This is a genomic window from Craterilacuibacter sinensis (genome assembly GCF_009831765.1).
Classification (GTDB): domain Bacteria; phylum Pseudomonadota; class Gammaproteobacteria; order Burkholderiales; family Chromobacteriaceae; genus Craterilacuibacter; species Craterilacuibacter sinensis.
This window is the reverse complement of record NZ_WSSB01000008.1, coordinates 70321-88172: the sequence shown is the minus strand read 5'-3', so window position 1 is coordinate 88172 and position 17852 is coordinate 70321. Positions and strand designations below refer to the sequence as shown.

General features: G+C 61.2%; 21 protein-coding genes. 6 read left to right on the top strand and 15 right to left on the bottom strand.

Features of this window, described 5'->3' with window-relative positions:
• Nucleotides 1-6 precede the first annotated feature (6 nt).
• Nucleotides 7-2394: a phosphoenolpyruvate synthase gene (gene ppsA, locus GQF02_RS09965; RefSeq protein WP_160796819.1), complete on the top strand. Its 2388-nt coding sequence runs from the start codon at nt 7-9 to the stop codon at nt 2392-2394.
• Here the strand turns inward: ppsA and GQF02_RS09960 are convergent.
• Both GQF02_RS09960 and GQF02_RS09955 read right to left on the bottom strand, forming a co-directional pair.
• A complete protein-coding gene (locus GQF02_RS09960; RefSeq protein ID WP_160796817.1) occupies nt 2367-3365 on the bottom strand; it encodes a 7TM-DISM domain-containing protein in 999 nt (332 codons plus the stop codon). The two genes, ppsA and GQF02_RS09960, sit on opposite strands and share 28 nt — an antisense overlap.
• A 193-nt stretch (nt 3366-3558) precedes the next feature.
• Nucleotides 3559-3849, bottom strand: coding sequence for a 7TM-DISM domain-containing protein (locus GQF02_RS09955; RefSeq protein ID WP_160796815.1), 291 nt, complete (start codon nt 3847-3849; stop codon nt 3559-3561).
• A 130-nt stretch (nt 3850-3979) separates the two neighbouring features.
• On the opposite strand from GQF02_RS09955, the gene GQF02_RS09950 reads away from it, so the two are divergent.
• From GQF02_RS09950 to GQF02_RS09930, 5 genes are all read left to right on the top strand, one after another.
• Complete coding sequence (locus GQF02_RS09950; protein WP_160796813.1) at nt 3980-6085, top strand: ESPR-type extended signal peptide-containing protein; 2106 nt, start codon at nt 3980-3982, stop codon at nt 6083-6085.
• 141 nt (nt 6086-6226) lie between these two features.
• Entirely contained in the window at nt 6227-6592 is a 366-nt protein-coding gene (locus tag GQF02_RS09945) for a YgiW/YdeI family stress tolerance OB fold protein (protein ID WP_160796811.1), read from the top strand.
• A gap of 160 nt (nt 6593-6752) precedes the next feature.
• The gene (locus GQF02_RS09940; RefSeq protein WP_235930143.1) at nt 6753-7106 is read left to right on the top strand and encodes a YgiW/YdeI family stress tolerance OB fold protein; all 354 of its coding nucleotides are present in this window, start codon (nt 6753-6755) and stop codon (nt 7104-7106) included.
• A gap of 128 nt (nt 7107-7234) precedes the next feature.
• Nucleotides 7235-8134: a DMT family transporter gene (locus tag GQF02_RS09935; protein ID WP_160796809.1), complete on the top strand. Its 900-nt coding sequence runs from the start codon at nt 7235-7237 to the stop codon at nt 8132-8134.
• A gap of 25 nt (nt 8135-8159) precedes the next feature.
• A complete protein-coding gene (locus tag GQF02_RS09930; RefSeq protein WP_124735685.1) occupies nt 8160-8519 on the top strand; it encodes a 5-carboxymethyl-2-hydroxymuconate Delta-isomerase in 360 nt (119 codons plus the stop codon).
• An 80-nt stretch (nt 8520-8599) separates the two neighbouring features.
• Here GQF02_RS09930 and GQF02_RS09925 read toward each other — a convergent pair whose 3' ends face one another.
• The 13 genes from GQF02_RS09925 to GQF02_RS09865 form a co-directional block, all read right to left on the bottom strand.
• Nucleotides 8600-9259 carry a DsbA family protein gene (locus GQF02_RS09925; RefSeq protein ID WP_160796807.1) on the bottom strand — a complete coding sequence of 220 codons (660 nt, stop codon included), beginning with the start codon at nt 9257-9259 and terminating at the stop codon, nt 8600-8602.
• A complete protein-coding gene (locus GQF02_RS09920) occupies nt 9249-9680 on the bottom strand; it encodes a disulfide bond formation protein B (RefSeq protein ID WP_160796805.1) in 432 nt (143 codons plus the stop codon). Before GQF02_RS09920 ends, GQF02_RS09925 begins: the two co-directional genes overlap by 11 nt.
• An 11-nt stretch (nt 9681-9691) precedes the next feature.
• Complete coding sequence (moaA, locus tag GQF02_RS09915) at nt 9692-10678, bottom strand: GTP 3',8-cyclase MoaA (protein WP_160796803.1); 987 nt, start codon at nt 10676-10678, stop codon at nt 9692-9694.
• Complete coding sequence (gene ccmI / locus GQF02_RS09910) at nt 10675-11508, bottom strand: c-type cytochrome biogenesis protein CcmI (protein ID WP_160796801.1); 834 nt, start codon at nt 11506-11508, stop codon at nt 10675-10677. Before ccmI ends, moaA begins: the two co-directional genes overlap by 4 nt.
• Nucleotides 11505-12002, bottom strand: a complete 498-nt coding sequence (locus GQF02_RS09905) for a cytochrome c-type biogenesis protein (RefSeq protein ID WP_220789419.1) — start codon at nt 12000-12002, stop codon at nt 11505-11507. Before GQF02_RS09905 ends, ccmI begins: the two co-directional genes overlap by 4 nt.
• A complete protein-coding gene (locus GQF02_RS09900) occupies nt 11999-12526 on the bottom strand; it encodes a DsbE family thiol:disulfide interchange protein (RefSeq protein ID WP_160796799.1) in 528 nt (175 codons plus the stop codon). Before GQF02_RS09900 ends, GQF02_RS09905 begins: the two co-directional genes overlap by 4 nt.
• Nucleotides 12523-14454: a heme lyase CcmF/NrfE family subunit gene (locus GQF02_RS09895; protein ID WP_235930142.1), complete on the bottom strand. Its 1932-nt coding sequence runs from the start codon at nt 14452-14454 to the stop codon at nt 12523-12525. Before GQF02_RS09895 ends, GQF02_RS09900 begins: the two co-directional genes overlap by 4 nt.
• Nucleotides 14451-14894 (bottom strand): cytochrome c maturation protein CcmE, encoded by a 444-nt coding sequence (gene ccmE / locus GQF02_RS09890; RefSeq protein ID WP_160796797.1) that lies wholly within the window; start codon nt 14892-14894, stop codon nt 14451-14453. The genes GQF02_RS09895 and ccmE overlap by 4 nt, the downstream gene beginning before the upstream one ends.
• Nucleotides 14894-15097 (bottom strand): heme exporter protein CcmD, encoded by a 204-nt coding sequence (ccmD, locus tag GQF02_RS09885; protein ID WP_124735678.1) that lies wholly within the window; start codon nt 15095-15097, stop codon nt 14894-14896. Before ccmD ends, ccmE begins: the two co-directional genes overlap by 1 nt.
• Nucleotides 15094-15837, bottom strand: coding sequence for a heme ABC transporter permease CcmC (ccmC, locus tag GQF02_RS09880; RefSeq protein WP_160796795.1), 744 nt, complete (start codon nt 15835-15837; stop codon nt 15094-15096). Before ccmC ends, ccmD begins: the two co-directional genes overlap by 4 nt.
• An 8-nt stretch (nt 15838-15845) precedes the next feature.
• The gene (gene ccmB / locus GQF02_RS09875; RefSeq protein ID WP_124735676.1) at nt 15846-16511 is read right to left on the bottom strand and encodes a heme exporter protein CcmB; all 666 of its coding nucleotides are present in this window, start codon (nt 16509-16511) and stop codon (nt 15846-15848) included.
• Nucleotides 16511-17122, bottom strand: coding sequence for a heme ABC exporter ATP-binding protein CcmA (gene ccmA / locus GQF02_RS09870; RefSeq protein ID WP_160796783.1), 612 nt, complete (start codon nt 17120-17122; stop codon nt 16511-16513). The genes ccmB and ccmA overlap by 1 nt, the downstream gene beginning before the upstream one ends.
• 104 nt (nt 17123-17226) lie before the next feature.
• Complete coding sequence (locus GQF02_RS09865; protein ID WP_160796781.1) at nt 17227-17850, bottom strand: NapC/NirT family cytochrome c; 624 nt, start codon at nt 17848-17850, stop codon at nt 17227-17229.
• Nucleotides 17851-17852: the final 2 nt, after the last annotated feature.

The following is a 17852-nucleotide window of genomic DNA, read 5'->3' as shown; positions in this document are numbered from 1 at the left end:
GAAGTGATGGCTGAGAGCTACGTGATCTGGTTCGAGAAGCTGCGCATGACTGACGTTGAACAGGTAGGCGGCAAGAACGCCTCTCTGGGTGAAATGATCAGCCAGCTGGCCGGTTCCGGTGTACGAGTCCCCGGTGGTTTTGCCACTACGGCTGACGCATACCGCGTCTTTCTCAATCACAATGGTCTGGCTGACCGCATTAATGCCAAGCTGAACCAGCTGGATATCGATGATGTCAGCGAACTGGCACGCGTGGGTAAGGAGATCCGTCAGTGGATTATCGACACCCCGTTCCCGGAGAAGCTGGACGCCGATATCAAACAGGCTTGGGACCAGATGGTGGCTGACGCTGGCGGTGCCGATATTTCGGTTGCCGTGCGCTCGTCCGCGACTGCCGAAGACCTGCCGGATGCTTCGTTTGCCGGCCAGCAAGAAACCTTCCTGAATATCCGTGGCCTTGAGAACGTCAAGGACGCGATGAAGCATGTATTCGCTTCGCTGTATAACGACCGCGCCATTTCCTACCGCGTACACAAGGGCTTTGCCCATGACGTGGTGGCCTTGTCTGCCGGCGTGCAGCGCATGGTGCGCTCCGACCTGGGCGCTGCCGGTGTGATGTTCACCATCGACACCGAGTCCGGTTTTGACCAGGTGGTCTTCATCACGTCGTCCTATGGCCTGGGCGAAACCGTGGTGCAAGGGGCGGTCAACCCTGACGAATTCTATGTCCACAAGCCAACGCTGGCTGCCGGTCGTCCTGCCATTTTGCGCAAGACCATGGGCTCCAAGCTCTTGAAGATGGAATTCACCGACGCCTCGCAAGCCGGCCGTTCGGTACGCACCATCGATGTGTCTGCCGACGAGCAGAAGCAGTTCTCCATTACCGATGCCGAAGTGGCCGAACTGGCCCACTACGCCCAGATCATCGAAAAGCACTACCAGCGTCCTATGGACATCGAGTGGGGCCGTGACGGGGTGGATGGCAAGCTCTACATCCTGCAAGCCCGTCCAGAGACCGTGAAGTCGCAGGAAAACCGTGTTGATACGCTGCGTCGCTACCGCCTGAACAGCAAGGCTGCCGTTCTGGTCGAAGGCCGTGCCATCGGCCAGAAAATCGGTCAGGGCGTAGTGCGTCTGGTGCGTGATGTGTCCGAAATGGACAGCGTCAAGCCGGGCGATGTGCTGGTGACCGACATGACCGACCCGGACTGGGAACCGGTGATGAAGCGTGCCGCTGCCATCGTGACCAACCGTGGTGGCCGTACCTGCCACGCCGCGATTATCGCGCGCGAACTGGGCATCCCGGCCGTAGTGGGCTGTGGCGACGCGACCCGCGTGCTGCGTGACGGCATGGAAGTGACCGTTTCCTGTGCCGAAGGCGATGCCGGCCTGATCTACGATGGCCTGCTCGACATCGAAATCATCGATCTCAAACTCGACTCCATGCCGAAGAGCCCGGTCAAGATCATGATGAACGTCGGTAATCCGGAACTGGCCTTCGACTTTGCCCAGCTGCCGAATGAAGGCGTGGGCCTGGCGCGTATGGAATTCGTGATTAACCGCCAGATCGGCATTCACCCGAAAGCCCTGCTCGAGTTTGACCGCCAGTCGGCCGAACTGCAGGCGGTGATCCGCGAGCGTATCGCCGGTTACGCCAGCCCGGTTGACTTCTACGTCGACAAGCTGGCCGAAGGCATTGCCACGCTGGCCGCTGCCTTCTCGCCGAAAAAGGTGATTGTGCGTATGTCCGACTTCAAGTCGAACGAATACGCCAACCTGATCGGCGGCAGCCTGTACGAGCCGCACGAAGAAAACCCGATGATCGGTTTCCGTGGCGCCGCGCGTTATATCGCACCGGCCTTCCGCGACTGCTTCGAGCTTGAGTGCCGCGCGATGAAGAAGGTGCGCGACGACATGGGCCTGACCAATGTCGAAGTGATGATTCCGTTTGTCCGCACCCTGAGCGAAGCGCGTCAGGTCGTGGAAATTCTGGAAAGCTTCGGCCTCAAGCGTGGCGAAAACGGCCTGCGCCTGATCATGATGTGCGAGCTGCCATCCAATGCCGTACTGGCCGAGCAGTTCCTCGAGTACTTCGACGGCTTCTCCATCGGCTCCAACGACATGACCCAGCTGACGCTGGGCGTGGATCGCGACTCCGGCGGCCCGATCGCTACGACCTTCGACGAGCGCAACGAAGCCGTACTCGCCATGCTGTCGATGGCGATCAAGGCGTGCCGCAAGCATGATAAATACATCGGTATTTGTGGCCAAGGCCCATCCGATCATCCGGACTTCGCCAAGTGGCTGGTCGAGCAGGGTATCGAGACCATCTCGCTGAACCCGGACACCGTAGTCGAGACCTGGATCTATCTTGCCAAGGAACTGAACGCGTAAGCGTTGGCATCCGGAAAAAACCGCCCCGCCTCACGGCCCGGGCGGTTTTTTATGTGTAGCGCGGATTGGCTGGCGATGCAGATGGGCGCAATGGAGATATGGATGAACATATGAGATGCGTATTGTTGCTGTTGCTGTGCATGCCGCTCCAGCAGTAGTGCCGTCTCCACCTGTTCCATCGCTCCCCTGAGTTCAGCCGTGCGCGCCGCGACCTCCTGTCCCAGCCGGCTTTCCGCCTCGCGCGCTACCTTGAGCGCTTCGGCTTGCGCCGCCTCCTTTTCGGCGCGCAGGTCGGTGTAGCGCAAGGTGATGGCCGAATTCATGATCAGGAAAAAAGCCATCATTCCCAGATAGTGTGCATTGTCGGCCAGCAGCCCCGGTTCGATGGCGCCGATATTACGTGCCAGACGCAGGCAGGCGCCGCCTTGCTGTAGCACCAGTACCAGTACCAGCACCAGCGCATGTGCTGCTCGGTTGCCGTGTGCCAGTTGCCATCGCGAGACCAGCAACAGCAGCAGGTTGATGAGTATCGTCCAGACAAAATAGGCCGAGCGCAGCCAGACGACATTGACCAGGGGCAGCCACGGTGTAGCCAGCAGCGCGATGGCGATGCACAGGGCGCTGGCCCCCAGCGCGATACGCCGCCAGCGGCCGCGGTACAGCCCGAGGTAGTGGCAGGTGAACAGGGTGTTTAGTGGTGTGATGGCAAACCAACTGATGATGAACAGGTCTTCGAACAGCCCTGCTTGCCCGGGCAGCAGGTAGAGCAGGCCGTGTCCCTCTGCGTTGAGCATGCAGGCCAGATTGGCCAGCACACACAGGCCGAAGAGCGCGAAGGGCTGGCTGCGCGTGCGCAGCCAGAACCAGGAGCTGCTTACCAGCAGCACCAGATGGATGGCGTAGAACACGCCGAACAGCAGTTGCTCGCGCCCGACACCGGCAACCAGTTCCGAGGGGGTATTCAACTGCATTGCAAAGCTCAGCGTGCTGCTGCGTAGCCTCAGGCTGCGCGTCGGGCCAGTCTATGCGGAACACCGGATAGCGGCAGTCGAGCGGACGTCGTGCTGCCGGCGTGTGGTCGCCGGCCTGCTGCAGCTGCTAGCGGCCATTTGCCTCGCGCTGATACAGCACTGTGTCGTTCAGCAGGGGCGAGCGCAGTACCAGCTAGCTGTAGCCGCTTGGTGCGGAGTCTGGCGACAGAGTCAGCCGCAGCCACACCATGCCCGTACGATAGCCCAGCGCCGGCTCACCCGTGGCGGGGGTGAAGCGCTGGCCAGTCACCGTGTCTATGCTTTGCATGCTGTGCGGGTCGGCTAGCAGCGCCCAGCGGATAGATTCAGGCGCCGTACCTGCCTGTGCCAACTGCCAGAGCGTCAGCAGGAACAGTGCGAGCAGGCGTATGCCGAACAGCCAGTTCTCATGGGTGCGGCGTGGCGGAGAAGAAAGAGGCTTCATGTAAGGTCTGGTAAGTTTTGTACGGATTTTTATCTATACGATATGGGCATTCTTTAGTCTTGCATTGTATGCAATGTAAGCTTATGCCGCGAGCCGGTTGCAGTCGGCCGTTATCCCAAGGAAAACCCGCATGAACAAGATCCACCGCATCGTCTGGTCGGCCGCCCGCCAGAGCTACATCGTCGCCCACGAACACTCGGCTAGCTGCGGCAAGCCCAGCAGCGCCAAGCAGGTGGTCGTCACTCTAGGCCTGCTGGCCGCTACTACCTTCTCTAGTCCGCTACTGGCGGCCAATGTGCAGGTGGGGGATGGAGCGATGGCCACAGTGCAGAATTCGACTGCCGTGGGGGAGGGGGCGCAAGCTCAAGCGGTAAATTCGACCGCCGTGGGGAAGACCGCGAATGCCGCAGGGGAGGCTTCGACCGCCTTGGGATCGGGCGCGAATGCCACAGGGCAATATTCGACCGCCTTGGGGGTGATCGCGGAAGCCACAGGGCAATATTCGACTGCCTTGGGGGTTCAGGCGAACGCCGCAGGGGTGTCTTCGACCGCCTTGGGGACGTTTGCAAAAGCCACAGCAGATTCTTCGACCGCCTTGGGGATGAGTGCGAACGCCGAGGGGGTGTCTTCGACCGCAGTGGGGCAAGGGGCGCAAGCAATCGCAGAGAATTCGACCGCCTTGGGGGTGAGTGCGACCGCCAATGGGTTTAATTCGACCGCCGTGGGGACGTCTGCAAAAGCCACAAACCAGTCTTCGACCGCCTTGGGGGTGAGTGCGAACGCCGCAGGGTTGAGTTCGACCGCCGTGGGGCAGGGGGCGCAAGCCATCGCAAACTATTCGACCGCCTTGGGCATGGGGGCGAAAGCCGAAGGGGTGTTTTCGACCGCCGTGGGGGAGGCGGCGCAAGCCATTGCAAACTTTTCGACCGCCGTGGGGCGGGGGGCGCAAGCCACAGCAGAGTATTCGACCGCCTTGGGGATGAGTGCGAACGCCGCAGGGTTTGGTTCGATCGCCTTGGGATCGGATGCGAACGCCGCAGGGTTGAATTCGACTGTCTTGGGGACGGGGGCGCAAGCCACAGCAGACTATTCGACCGCCTTAGGCATGTGGGCGAACGCCGCAGGGTTGAATTCGACCGCCTTGGGGATGAGGGCGTTGGTGAGTGGGATAAATTCTGTCGCGATCGGTGCGTATTCTGTAGCCGATGCGGCGAATGTCGTGTCGTTCGGTAATGCCACGCAACAACGCCGTCTGGTCAATGTGGCTGAAGGCAGCGACGATAACGATGCGGTCAATATGAAGCAGTTCAATGCGCTGAAGACCCAGGTTGACGGTTTGAGTGCAGGCGGCGAGGTGGTCGACCAGGTTGCTCGCGATGCGGCGTTGGATGCGAAAAATGCTGCCAGTGCTGCCGATGCCAAGGCGAGTGCTGCGCAGACCGACGCGACGAGTGCGCAGAATAACGCCGGGACTGCGCAGTCCACAGCAGATCGTGCCGAAACCAAGGCAGATAAGGCGCTGGGCATACTGGAGGAGGGTACTTTGCGCGTGGCGGGTGCCCAGAGTTCGGGTGAGAGGAACTCGATTGCTATCGGTGCCGACGCGAAAGCGGATAAGGCCAACAGTATTGCTATCGGCGCGGGTTCTTATGCCAAGTCGTCCGTCGCCATCGGTGTGAACAGTGCTGCGTCTGGCACCAACACCACAGCGATCGGGGATGAAGCCAAGGCGCGTGGCGAATTCGCGGTAGCGCTGGGCAATAATGCCGAAGTGAAGGCTAATGCCAAAAATGCGGTCGCGCTGGGTAATGGTTCGGTGGCCACCGAATCCGACACCGTGAGTGTGGGTGCGGCGGGGGCGGAGCGTCGAGTAGTGAATGTGGCGGATGCAACCAGCAAGACCGATGCGGTCAATCTGGGGCAATTGCAGCAGTTTACCCGCGAGCTGGGTAGCCAGTTTGACCAGCGTATGGATAGCTTGGAAGACACGATCAAGAGCAGCCAGCGCGAGTACCGCGCCGGCATTTCGCTGGCTGGCGCCAATGCGGCGGCGGTGACCAATGCGATGCAGGTGCAGGGTGTCGGAGTGGGCCTGTCCAGCTTTGCCGGGCATGGCGCGCTGGCGCTGGCCTTGGGGCGCAGGCTGGAGAGTGGCAATTCGCTTAGCCTGAGCGTGGGCGTGAGCGGCAGCAAAACGCAGGTGTCGGGCGGCTTTGGCGTGCCGTTGAAATGGTAAAGTAGTTTTACCGGATGGGATGCTTGGGTTCGAAAGCGAGGGGAGATCCCTCGCTTTTTTGTTTTTACATGGTTAAGTATTCCTTAATCTCTAAATGATTAAATGCCGCCTATCGAAACCGGATGCACAAGGAACACCACCATGAAAAAACTCGCCATCACCACCCTGATCGTCACCGTTCTGCCACTGGCAGCCTATGCAGGCGATGCCCAGAACAGCTACACCGGCCCGAGCGCCGTACCGAGTGTGACGACAATTACCGCGGCGCAAAAAGCGGCCGACGATACCCGCTTCGTGCTGGAAGGGCAGGTCGTCAGGCAGCTCAGCAAAGACACTTACCAGTTCCGCGATGCCAGTGGCGAGGGCGTGGTCGAGATCGATGGCAAGCATCTGCCGACGGTCAAATTTGACGACAAGACCCGCGTGCGCCTGTCCGGCAAAGTCGACAAGGACTGGTATCAAGCCACGCCGGAAATCGATGTGAAAATGGTCGAAATCCTGAACTGAACCCATCCGGCTGCATGGCGGAATGGATAGCTTCAGGCGCCGGAGCGGCAGACTGAAACCCCTCTGCTATAACATTTAGCATGTGATAAATAATTTTTTATGAGTTTGGCTTGTTTGTATCTTGAGTGGGTATTGCCAGCAAGCTGATCTGGAGATGATGATGAAACGTTTTGCTTTGACTGCGATGATTGCCGCCCTGCCTTTTGCCGCACATGCCGAATATACCGGCCCGGGCGCTGTCCTTGCGGCACCCGCTACCGTGGTGACGGCCGCTGCGGCCGCCAGGCTGGCGGATCACGCCGCGGTGACGCTGGAAGGCAATGTGGTCAATAAACTGAGCAAGGACAAGTACACCTTCCGTGATGCCAGCGGCGAGATCCGGGTCGAGATCGACCATAAATATCTGCCGGCAGAAAACTTTGATGCAACTAGCCGCGTGCGTCTGAGCGGCAAGGTGGACAAGGAAATCAGCGGGGTGGAAGTCGATGTGAAGTCGGTGCAGATCCTGCGTTAAGCACGTCTGCTGTTGCAAGATGAAAAACGAGCCTCAGGCTCGTTTTTTTATGGAGCATGGTGTTAGCTTGTTTAAATATGCATTAAGGGTAGATAATGCTGTTTAAAATCATGTGAAGTTTACCTGCCATGCTGCCCTATCTTGCCCTGACACTGGCCATGCTGTTGTGGGCCAGTTCCTTTATTGCTCTCAAGTATGTGTTTGCCGTGTTCGACCCGGTATTCGTGCTGTTTGCGCGCATGGTGATTGCGTCGTTATGCGTGCTGCCGCTGATCCTGCGTGCCGGCAAGCGCTGGCGCTATCAGACAGGTGACTGGAAATGGCTGCTGGGGCTGGGACTGGCCGAGCCCTGCCTGTATTTCCTGTTCGAGGCCAAGGCCTTGATGCTGACCAGCGCCTCGCAGGCGGCGGTGATTACCGCCACGCTGCCGATTCTGGTGACCGCCGGTGCCATGCTGTTTCTGGCCGAACGCCACGGCCGTCAGGTGTGGGCCGGCATGGTGGTGTCGTTTGCCGGCGTGGTGTGGCTGACTGTGGGCGCCAGCAGCAGTGCCGACGCGCCCAATCCCTTGCTTGGCAATGCGCTGGAGTTTCTGGCCATGGTGTGTGGCGCCGGCTACATGCTGATCGCCAAGAAGCTGTCGCCGCGCTACTCGGCGCTGCTGCTGACCGGGGTGCAGGCGCTGATGGGTTCGCTATGGTTCGGCATCGGTATGCTGACGCCGTGGGGACAGTGGCCGGATACGCTACCACTCTGGCCTAGTGTGTGGGTGGTGTATCTGGGGGCATGTATCACGCTGGGTGGCTATGGCCTGTATACCTGGGCGGTGAGCAAGGTCGATGTGGCGCGCGCGGCCTCCTTTATCAACCTGATTCCGGTGTTTTCGGTGGCACTGGCCTGGCTGATTCTGGGCGAGATGCTGAATTTGTCGCAGTGGCTGGCATGTGCGCTGGTGTTCGGCGGGGTGCTGGTCAGCCAGAAGAAGCCGCAGACGGCAATGCGGATGCCGGTGCCAGCAAAAAGCTGATCGTTTTTGTGTTAAAGGAGTCGTTATGCCCCACCTGAATATCGAATATTCGGACAATTTGTCGGCATTGGATACTGGTGCGCTGCTGTTGGCGATGAATCAGGCACTGCTGGCTTGTGGCCAGTTTGAAGAGCGCGATATCAAGAGCCGGGCACAGAAGATGGATGCCTTTCTGATAGGTGTTTCGCTAGCGCAGCGCGCATTCGTGCACGCCAAATTGTCCATTCTTGATGGACGTACACCGGCTATCAGGCAGGATTTGGCGGCGTGCCTGCTGCAGGTGTTGCAGCAGCAGTGCTGGCCTGGTGGTATCGAAGTGCAACTGTGTGTAGAAGTGCTGGAAATAGAACGTGCCTCGTATGCCAAGGCGTGTATTGAGTGCTAAGCCATACTCTGTGGCAAACGGGCAGGGAATAGGGCGGAGTTGATGGCCGCGACAGACTTTCGTCACGGCCGTCGTGATGTTTACTGCTGGCCGTAGCTGCGCGCAACTTCGCCTGCCACCAGCGCCTTGAACTGGCCGACGCCGAATTCGGTCAGCGGCTTGCCGTTGACGAACAGCCCCGGCGTCATGTCGACTTTCAGTGCCTGACGGTCGGCCTCGTCCTGCTGCACGATGGCGTTGATGGCCGGCGAATTCATGTCCTGCGCCAGACGCGTCATGTCCACCCCCTCATGCATGAAGATGGCTGCCACTTTGTTGGCGTCGGCCTGATGGTTTTGCGCCCAGTAAGCCTGGTTCTGGTACAGGGTTTCCAGCAGCGGCCAGTACGGCTTTTGCAGGCGGGCCGCTTCCAGCATGCGCACGATCTGGTCCGCGCCGTGGTGCAGGGCGGCGTAGCGGATCACCACTTTCACCTGCCCGGGATACTGCTCGACCATGCCCTTGACCAGCGGCGAAAACGCGGCGCAGGTCTCGCAGGCCGGATCGGTAAATTCGACGATGGTCACCTTGGCGTCGGCGGGGCCGAGCACCGGCGCATGTGCGCGGACCAGTTGTTCGCTGTTGACGCTGCCTTGAGCAGCCATATTTTCGGCTTGCTGCGACTGGTAAAAACGGGCCGCGCCAAAGAAGGCAAGCAGTGCCAGCAGCACGCTGGCCAGCAGGATGGATTTATTTTTCATTTCGTGGTGCTTTCGAGGCAATAAACAATAAGGTGTTGATGGCGGCAAAGGCCAGCAGCGACAACAGCGGCAGGGTGATAAAGCCGAACAGCTGCAGGTCGATCTGGGCGCAGGACGTGCTGCCCTGGCCGCAGGGTTGCAGATCCTGCGGGATCAGACCGGCGTAGATCAGGTTGTGATAGAAGGCCGCCAGCGCGCCGATGATGCCCAGTGGCAGCGCATAGCGGATGGCCGCAGCATCCGCTTTGGCCAGCCCCTGGCCCAGAATCAATACCAGCGGGAACATGGCGATGCGCTGATACCAGCACAGCACGCAAGGTTCGATGCCGACGATTTCGCTGAAAAACAGCGCGCCCAGCGTGGACACGAGCGCGATCAGCCAGGCGATAAAGACCAGATTCCATTGACGCGGATACTGCATATATTTCCTTGTTAGCCGCCGGTCTGCGACATAAAGCGCACAACCTGATCCGGCGTTTCGTTAAAGTGGTGGCGTTCGGGCTTGCGGGCGATGGCATCAATAATGGCGGCGCTAAGCGTCGCATCATCGGCACCTGCACGCAGCATGCGCCCCAGTTCCAGCTTGTCGTTCTGCCCCAGACACAGATAGAGCGTGCCATCCACGCCCAGACGCACGCGGTTGCACGCCTCGCAAAAATGCTGCGAAACCGGCGTAATCACGCCGAAGCTGAGCTGACCAGCGGCGTCGCGCCAGTAGCGCGCCGGTGCGCGGTTGCCGCTATTCGTTTCTGGGCTCAGGCCAAATTCGGCCGCCACACGCTCGCCCAGTGCGCTTAAGTCCAGATAGGCAGCCGCCTGCCCGGTCGCACCTATGGGCATGGTCTCGATCAGACGCAGCACAAAGCCGTTTTCCAGCGCGTAATGCACCATGGTGTCGACATCGCGGTCATTGACCCCGGCTTGCACCACCATATTCAGCTTGATCGGGGTAAAACCTGCCGCGCGGGCTGCGGCCAGGCCTGCCAGCACGTGATCCAGCTTGTCGCGTCCGGTGATGCTGGCAAAACAGGCCTTGCTCAGCGTGTCCAGGCTGACATTCAGGCGCTGCACGCCCGCCTGTTTCAGTGCCTGCGCATGGCGCGTCAACTGGGTGGCATTGGTTGACAGCGATAAATCACGCAAGTTCGGGATGGCGGCTATGTCGCGAACCAGTGTCGTCAGGCCGCGGCGCAGCAGGGGTTCGCCGCCGGTCAGCCTGACTTTGGCTACGCCCAGCCCGACAAACAGCCGTACCAAGCGTGCCATTTGTGTGTGGCTGAGCCAGTGTGCCGGCTCCTCGAAGCCCTTGAAGCCTTCGGGCAGGCAGTAAGTGCAGCGCAAATCGCAGCGGTCGGTGACCGAGACGCGCAGATAGTCGATGCTGCGCCCGAAACCGTCTATCAGTCGGGGTGTACTCATGGCCGGGCCTTGTTGTTGCTATGTGCGGCCTGCTCGTGCGCAGCCTCGCTCATCATGTCGATAAAGCGCAGCCGTTCGGGATCGCCCGTTTCCAGTTGGCGTGCCTTGTCCAGATGCGCAAGTGCGCGCGCCGTGTCTTTGGCTTCCATCAGGGTTTGCGCGATAAACACATGCAAGGCACTGTCGTCCGGGTTATGGGCGATGGCGCGCTGCAAAATGGCCAGTGGCGGATGCGGCTGCTTGCCCGCCGGTGCCATCACCAGCGCCATGCCGTATTCGGCCAGCAAATTGGGCTCTTCATCGAGCGAGGGTTCGATGCGGGCAAAGGCGTCCACTGCCGCATCGTAGTCGCCCAGCACATAGTAGCTGTGCGCCAGCATGGCCCAGCCGGCCTTGTCATCCGGATTGGCCGCCAGTCGCGCTGCCAGCTTGTGCACCATATCATCGGCAAGCATGGGGCTATCTGGTTGTACGCCGTTTACCATATCGAAGCGCCCCAGATAGGCATAGGTTGCAGCCGATAGCGTCAGGGTCAGGCATAGTGCCGTGCCCAGCAAGACAGGTGCAAGGCGGCCGGATGCTGCCGACGCCAGAGCCGGGGCGGTTTTTTCTTCTTCGGCCATGCGCCGGGCCAGATCCTGGCGCAGCGCCTCCGCTTGATCCTTATTCAGTTCACCATTGGCGCGCTGCTGTTCCAGCATCAGCCAGTCATCATCCTGCACGGGGCGCAGATCGGTGCAGCTTTCTTTGGGCGGGCACCATAGAGGCCAGACAAAGGCCAGCGCGATAAGCAGGCTTAAGCCCAGCACGGCAAGCAAAAAGGCAGTCATGCCAGGGTGTCCTTGTTTTGTTGGGCCAGCAGGGCGTTGATGCGCGCGGCGGTCGCGGCATCCGGCGGCGGGGCATCTTGCTGTTTTTGCCGTTGCACAATATGCCCAAGCATCAGTGCACCGCAGCCCAAGAGGGCAAACGGCCCCAGCCATAACAGCCAGGTCAGTGGCTTGAATGGCGGGCGGTAGCGCACGAAATCGCCATAGCGCTCGGTGAGAAAGCTGATGACTTCGCTGTCGCTATGGCCGTCGGCGATCAGCTTGCGCACTTCGCGCCTGAGGTTTTGCGCCAGCTTGGCATTGGAGTCGGCCAGCGTTTCGTTCTGGCACACCAGACAACGCAGTTCGCGCGAAATGGCCTTCAGGCGTGCATCAACAGCGGCTTCGTCCGGGCTGAGCGCCGGTGTCGCGGCGAGTGCCAGCGTGGTGCAGACCAGCAACAACATGGCTACCAGGGTTTGCAGCCAGAGCAGGGTATGGCGGGTGCGCTTCATGCCTGCAGCTTCCGTATCAGTGGCAGCAGAACGTCGTTGATGCTCTGTTCGGTCACCGGGCCCAGATGGCGGTAACGGATCACGCCCTGCTTGTCGATGACGAAAGTCTCGGGCACGCCGTAGACGCCGTAATCGATGCTGACCCGGCCATCGTCATCGGTAGGGGTCGCCAGGTAGGGGTTGCCCAGTTCGGCCAGCCACGCACGGGCGGCGCCGGCCTCATCCTGCTGGTTCAGGCCGACAACAGGCACCTGCTTGGCCAGCTGGCCGATCAGCGCGTGTTCGCTACGGCAGGCGGCACACCACGATGCCCATACATTAAGCAGCCATACCTGGCCGTGCATCTGCGCCGGCGAAAAGCTGGCCTGCGGATTCTCCAGCAGGGGCAGGGTGAAGGCGGGGGCCGGCTTGTCCAGCCGCTGCGAGGGCAGTTCGCGCGGGTCTTTGTCCAGACTGGCAGCAAAAAATCCGACCATCACCACAAACACCGCCAGCGGCAGGGCCCAGATCCATTGTTTTTTCATTGTGCTTTCCTTTTGCCCGGACGATAGCGCCGGTCGGCCACCGCGATCAGTCCGCCCAGTGCCATCAGCAGGCCGCCATACCAGATCCAGCCGACAAAGGGCTTGTGATAGAGGCGTATGCCCCAGGCCGTGTCGCCTATCTTGTCGGCCAGTGCCACATAAACATGGGCGAGCAGGCCGTCGTGGATGGCCGCTTCGGTCATCGGCATGCCGGGCATGGACAGGTAAACGCGTTTTTCCGGCTTGAGCGTGGCCACCGCCTTGCCATTGCGGCTGACGGTGATGCTGGCTTGCTCGCCCAGATAATTCGGGCCTTCTAGAGGACCCGCGCTTAGCAGGGTAAAGCGGTAGCCGGCCAGCGTGGCGTGTTCGCCCGGGGCCAGCGCTACATCGCGTTCGCTCTCGTAGCCCGAGGTCAGGGTGATGCCGATCACGGCGATAGCGACGCCGATATGCGCCAGATGCATGCCCCAGACGGCAAGCGCAGGGCGCTGGCCTTTGCGCAGACGGCTTGCCAGATCAAGCAAGGCCGACAGTGTAATCCATAGCGCCAGTGCCACACCGATGACGGCTAGGGCCGACACGTTGCCCACGCCCCAGACCCACAGCACGGCCAGCAAGAGCGAGACGAGCAGCACCCAGCCCAGACGCCGGGTGATTTCGGCCAGTGCATGCGCCTTCCAGCGCGTCACCGGCCCCACGCCCAGCACGAACAGCAGCGGCAGCATCAGCGGCACGAACACCGCATTGAAGTAGGGCGGGCCGACCGAGAGTTTGCCCAGATCCAGCGCGTCCACCATCAGCGGGTAGAGCGTGCCCAGCAGTACCGAGCCGGTGGCTACGCATAGCAGCACATTGTTGGCCAACAGCAGCGACTCGCGTGACAGCGGCTCGAAGCGGGCATGGCTTTGCAGTGCCGGCGCTTTGAGGGCGAACAGCAAAAGCGAGGCGCCGACCACCAGCGCCGTCAGTACCAGAATGAACAGGCCGCGCGACGGGTCGGATGCGAAGGCGTGAACCGAGGACAATACGCCCGAGCGCACCAGAAAAGTGCCCAGCAGCGACAGCGAAAAGGTGAGGATGGCCAGGAGCACGGTCCAGCTTTTGAACACGCCGCGTTTGTCGGTGGCGGCCAGCGAGTGCATCAGTGCACTGCCGGCCAGCCACGGCATAAAGGACGCGTTTTCCACCGGATCCCAGAACCACCAGCCGCCCCAGCCCAGCTCGTAATAGGCCCACAGGCTGCCGATGGCGATGCCCAGCGTCAGGTTGACCCAGGCAAAGGTGGTCCACGGCCGCGACCAGCGTGCCCAGGCCGCATCGATGCGGCCGGACATCAGCCCGCCTATGGCCATGGCAAAAGCGACCGAGAAACCGACATAGCCCATATACAGCAGGGGCGGGTGGATCACCAGCCCCGGGTCCTGCAGCATGGGGTTCAGTTCGCGCCCTTCCAGTGCCGGGATGTCCAGCCGGGTAAACGGGCTGGAAGTCAGCAGCAGAAACAGGCCGAAGCTGCCGGCAATCCAGCTCATCACCGCGATTACGCGGGCTAGCAGTGCCGGGTCCAGCGCGCGCGAAGACAGCGCCACCGCCAGCGTCCACAGGCAGAGCAAGAGCAGCCACAGTAGCAGCGAGCCTTCATGCCCGCCCCAGACTGCAGCCACGCGGTAGACCGTGGGCAGCAGGGTGCTGGAATGCTGGGCGACATAGCCGACCGAAAAATCGTTGAGCAAAAACAGCGCAGTCAGGCAGGCAAACGACAGCAGCACCAGGGTACTGAGCGCGAACGCCAGCGGGCGTGCCGCCGCCATCAGCCGGCTGTCGTTGAGCGCCGCACCGGTAAACAGCAGGGCACCGGACAAGAGCGACAGCACGACGGCGGCAATCAGGCTGAACAGGCCCAGTTCGGGCAGCATGGCCATCATGGCTGTACCACCGTCTGGCCTGCGCGTTCGAGCGCATCGGCGGCCTCGGGCGGCATATAGTTTTCGTCATGCTTGGCCAGCACTTGCGAGGCCTGGAATACACCATCTGCACCCAGTACGCCTTGCACCACCGTGCCTTTGCCCTCGTTAAAAAGGTCGGGCAGGATGCCCTGATAGCGCACCGGCACACTATGCACCTTATCGCTTACGGCAAAGCTGACCTGCAAGCCGCCGGCGCTGCGCTCGATGCTGCCAGGCACCACCAGGCCGCCGATGCGCAAGGTGCGATCGGTGGCGACTTGCTTTGTTGCCACCTCGGTCGGGGTGTGGAAGAACACCAGGTTGCTGCGAAAGGCATTGAGGATCAGCGCGCTGGCGATGCCGATGACGGCGAGGGCCGCCACGACCAGCAGCAGGCGTTTTTTTCTTTGTGGATGCATCAGTCTTGTCCTGTGTGGCGGGGCTTGAGCGGGGGCCGTGCCGCTTTTGTCTGCTGGCGGATTTCATCTGCCACGCGCCGCGCACGGCGCGACAGCAAAGCCGTTTCCAGTGCCAGCAGCAGCAAGGTCACGCCGAACGAGCCCCAGACATACAGGCCGTAGCCACCCATATGCAAAAAGGCGGAAACGCTGTCCCAGTTCATCGTGCGTCTCCCGCGAATTGTCGTCTGGCCCATTCGCTGTCGCCTTCACGCTCCAGCAGCAAAGTGCGCGCGCGCTTGAGCGAGGTGGCGATGGTGTAGGCCCAGGCGGCCAGCGCCATCACCAGCATGCCGAAGAGCATGGTAGAAGCCATGGACGGGGCGCGCGTCAGGCTGACCGACGCCCCCTGATGCAGGGTGTTCCACCATTTGACCGAGAAATAGATCACCGGCACATTGACCACGCCGACCAGCGCAAACAGCGCACAGGCGCGGTCGGCGCGGCGCTCGTCGTCAATGGCGGCACGCAGTGCCATCAGTGCCAGATACAGGAATAAGAGAATCAGCTCCGAAGTCAGCCGTGCATCCCACACCCACCAGGCGCCCCACATCGGCTTGCCCCACAGTGCCCCGGTCCACAGCGACAAAAAGGTAAACAGTGCGCCGGTGGGCACCAGCGCCTGGGCCATCACCATGGAGATGCGGGTCTTCATCACCAGGCCCATCGCGCTCCAGAAGGCGATCACCAGATAGATGAACATCGACATCCACGACACCGGCACATGCACGAAAATAATGCGGTAGCCCTCGCCTTGCTGGAAGTCGGTCGGCGCGACGAAAAAGCCCAGATACAGGCCAAGCGTGGTCAGTAGCAGCGCCAGCGCAAAAAACAGCGGCGACAGACGGCCGGCCAGCGCGTAAAAGCGGGGCGGCGAGGAGAAATAGAACCAGTTGATCTTCATGGTGTGTGCTATTCGCAGGCAAGTTCAAGACAGGCGGCACTGGCAAACGGGGCAAAAAACACCGATAGCAGGCAAAGCGCCGCGAGGATGGACAGTTCGGCCTCAAAGCCACTGCCGCTTTGTGCGCCGGCCACCGCCAGCGCGCCGAAAATCAGCACCGGGATATACAAGGGCAGCAACAGCAGCGACAGCAGCATGCTGCCGCTACGCAGGCCCAGCGTCAGAGCGGCGCCTATGCTGCCGACAAAGACCAGCGCCAGCGTGCCCAGCGCCAGTGTCAGCGGCAGCAGTAGCAGCGCGCTGCCGGACAGCTCGAACTGCAGGCCCAGCAGCGGCGATACCAGCACCAGCGGCAAGGCCGAGCCCAGCCAGCGTGCCAAAGCCTTGGCCGCGACCATCGCCGGTAGCGGCAGGGGGCTGAGCAGTAACTGCTCCAGCGTGCCATCGCGCCAGTCACCTTCGAACAGCTCGCCCACCACGATCAGCGAAGAGAGCAAGGCGCACACCCATAACGCCCCCGGCCCCAGCGCCCGCAATAGTTGCGGTTCTGGATTGATCGACAGCGCGAACAAGGTGGCGCACAGCACAAAGAAAAACAGCGCGGACAGCGCGTCGCCAGGCTTGCGCAGCACCAGCGCGCATTCGCGTTTGAATAAAACCAGCGCCAGAGTCATCAGGCGAAGTCCTCCAGCGCCAGCACCCGCACGCCGGCGACGGCCGCGTGATGGGTGAACAGTACACGCCCGCCCGCTGCCGCATGGCGGTGTATGGCCTGCCATAGCTGGCGGCAGGCGGTGTCATCCAGCGCGTTGAAGGGCTCGTCCAGCAGCCAGAGCGGACGAGCCAGCAGGGTGAGGCTGGCCAGTGCCAGACGCCGGCGCTGGCCTTGCGACAATAGGCGCGCGGCCAGCGACCATTGCTCGGCCACCTGCCACTGCGCCAGCGTCTCCCGTATGGCGGCGTCGTCCAGTTGCACGCCGGCCAGACGCAAGCTGGTGCGGATATTTTCGCCCACGCTTAAGGCGTCCTTGAGTGCCGGCTGGTGCGTGCACCAGGCGAGGCGGGCGCGCCAGGCGTGGCTGCGCGCATCGACCGCCTGGCCTTGCCAGCGCAGCTGCCCGCTTTGCAAGGGCGCGAAACCGGCGATCTGGCGCAGCAAGCTGGTCTTGCCGCAACCATTGCTGCCGGCAAGGTGCAGCACTTCGCCGGCGCCCAGGCTAAAGCCCAGTCCGGAAAAAAGCGTGCGCCGGCCTTTGCGGCAGCCAAGATCTATGGTTTCAAACATGCGTAAACGGGCACCAAAAAAAGGGGAGGATTTTACATTAGAAAATAGCTATATGCTTGCATTTAAAGAGAAAAACCGGCCGGACGGGCAGTCCGGCTGGTTTTTTACTCTGCGTTGCCTGCGTGGATCTGTGCGCCACCTTCGTTCTGCTGGCCTATGCCCTGATCGACCGGTGGCATGCGGTGGGCGATGCCCTTATGGCAGTCGATGCAGGTCTGGCCGGCGGCTTGCGCTTCTTCATGCTTGAGCGCCGAGCGCGTGCCTTGCACGCTGGTGTCCATGAATTCGAAGTTGTGGCAGTTGCGGCATTCGCGCGAGTCGGAAGCCTTCATCCGCGCCCACTCGTTCTGGGCCAGACGCAGGCGGTTGGCTTCGAACTTCTCCTGCGTATCGATGGAGCCGGTGAGTTTGCCCCACACCTCTTTGGACGCTTGTGCCTTGCGTATCATCTTGTGGACGAAGTCCTTGGGCACATGACAATCCGGGCAGGTGGCGCGCACGCCCGAGCGGTTGTTGTAATGGATGGTTTCCTTGTATTCCTCGTAGACATTGTTCTTCATCTCGTGGCAGGAAATGCAGAAGGACTCCTGGTTGGTCGCCTCCATCACGGTATTGAAACCGCTCCAGAAAATAATGCCGGCCACGAACAGGCCGAGCACCGTCCATGGGCCGGTTTTCTTGAACCACTGCCATGCGCGCTGGTGCAGCTTGGGTTTGACTTCACTCATGG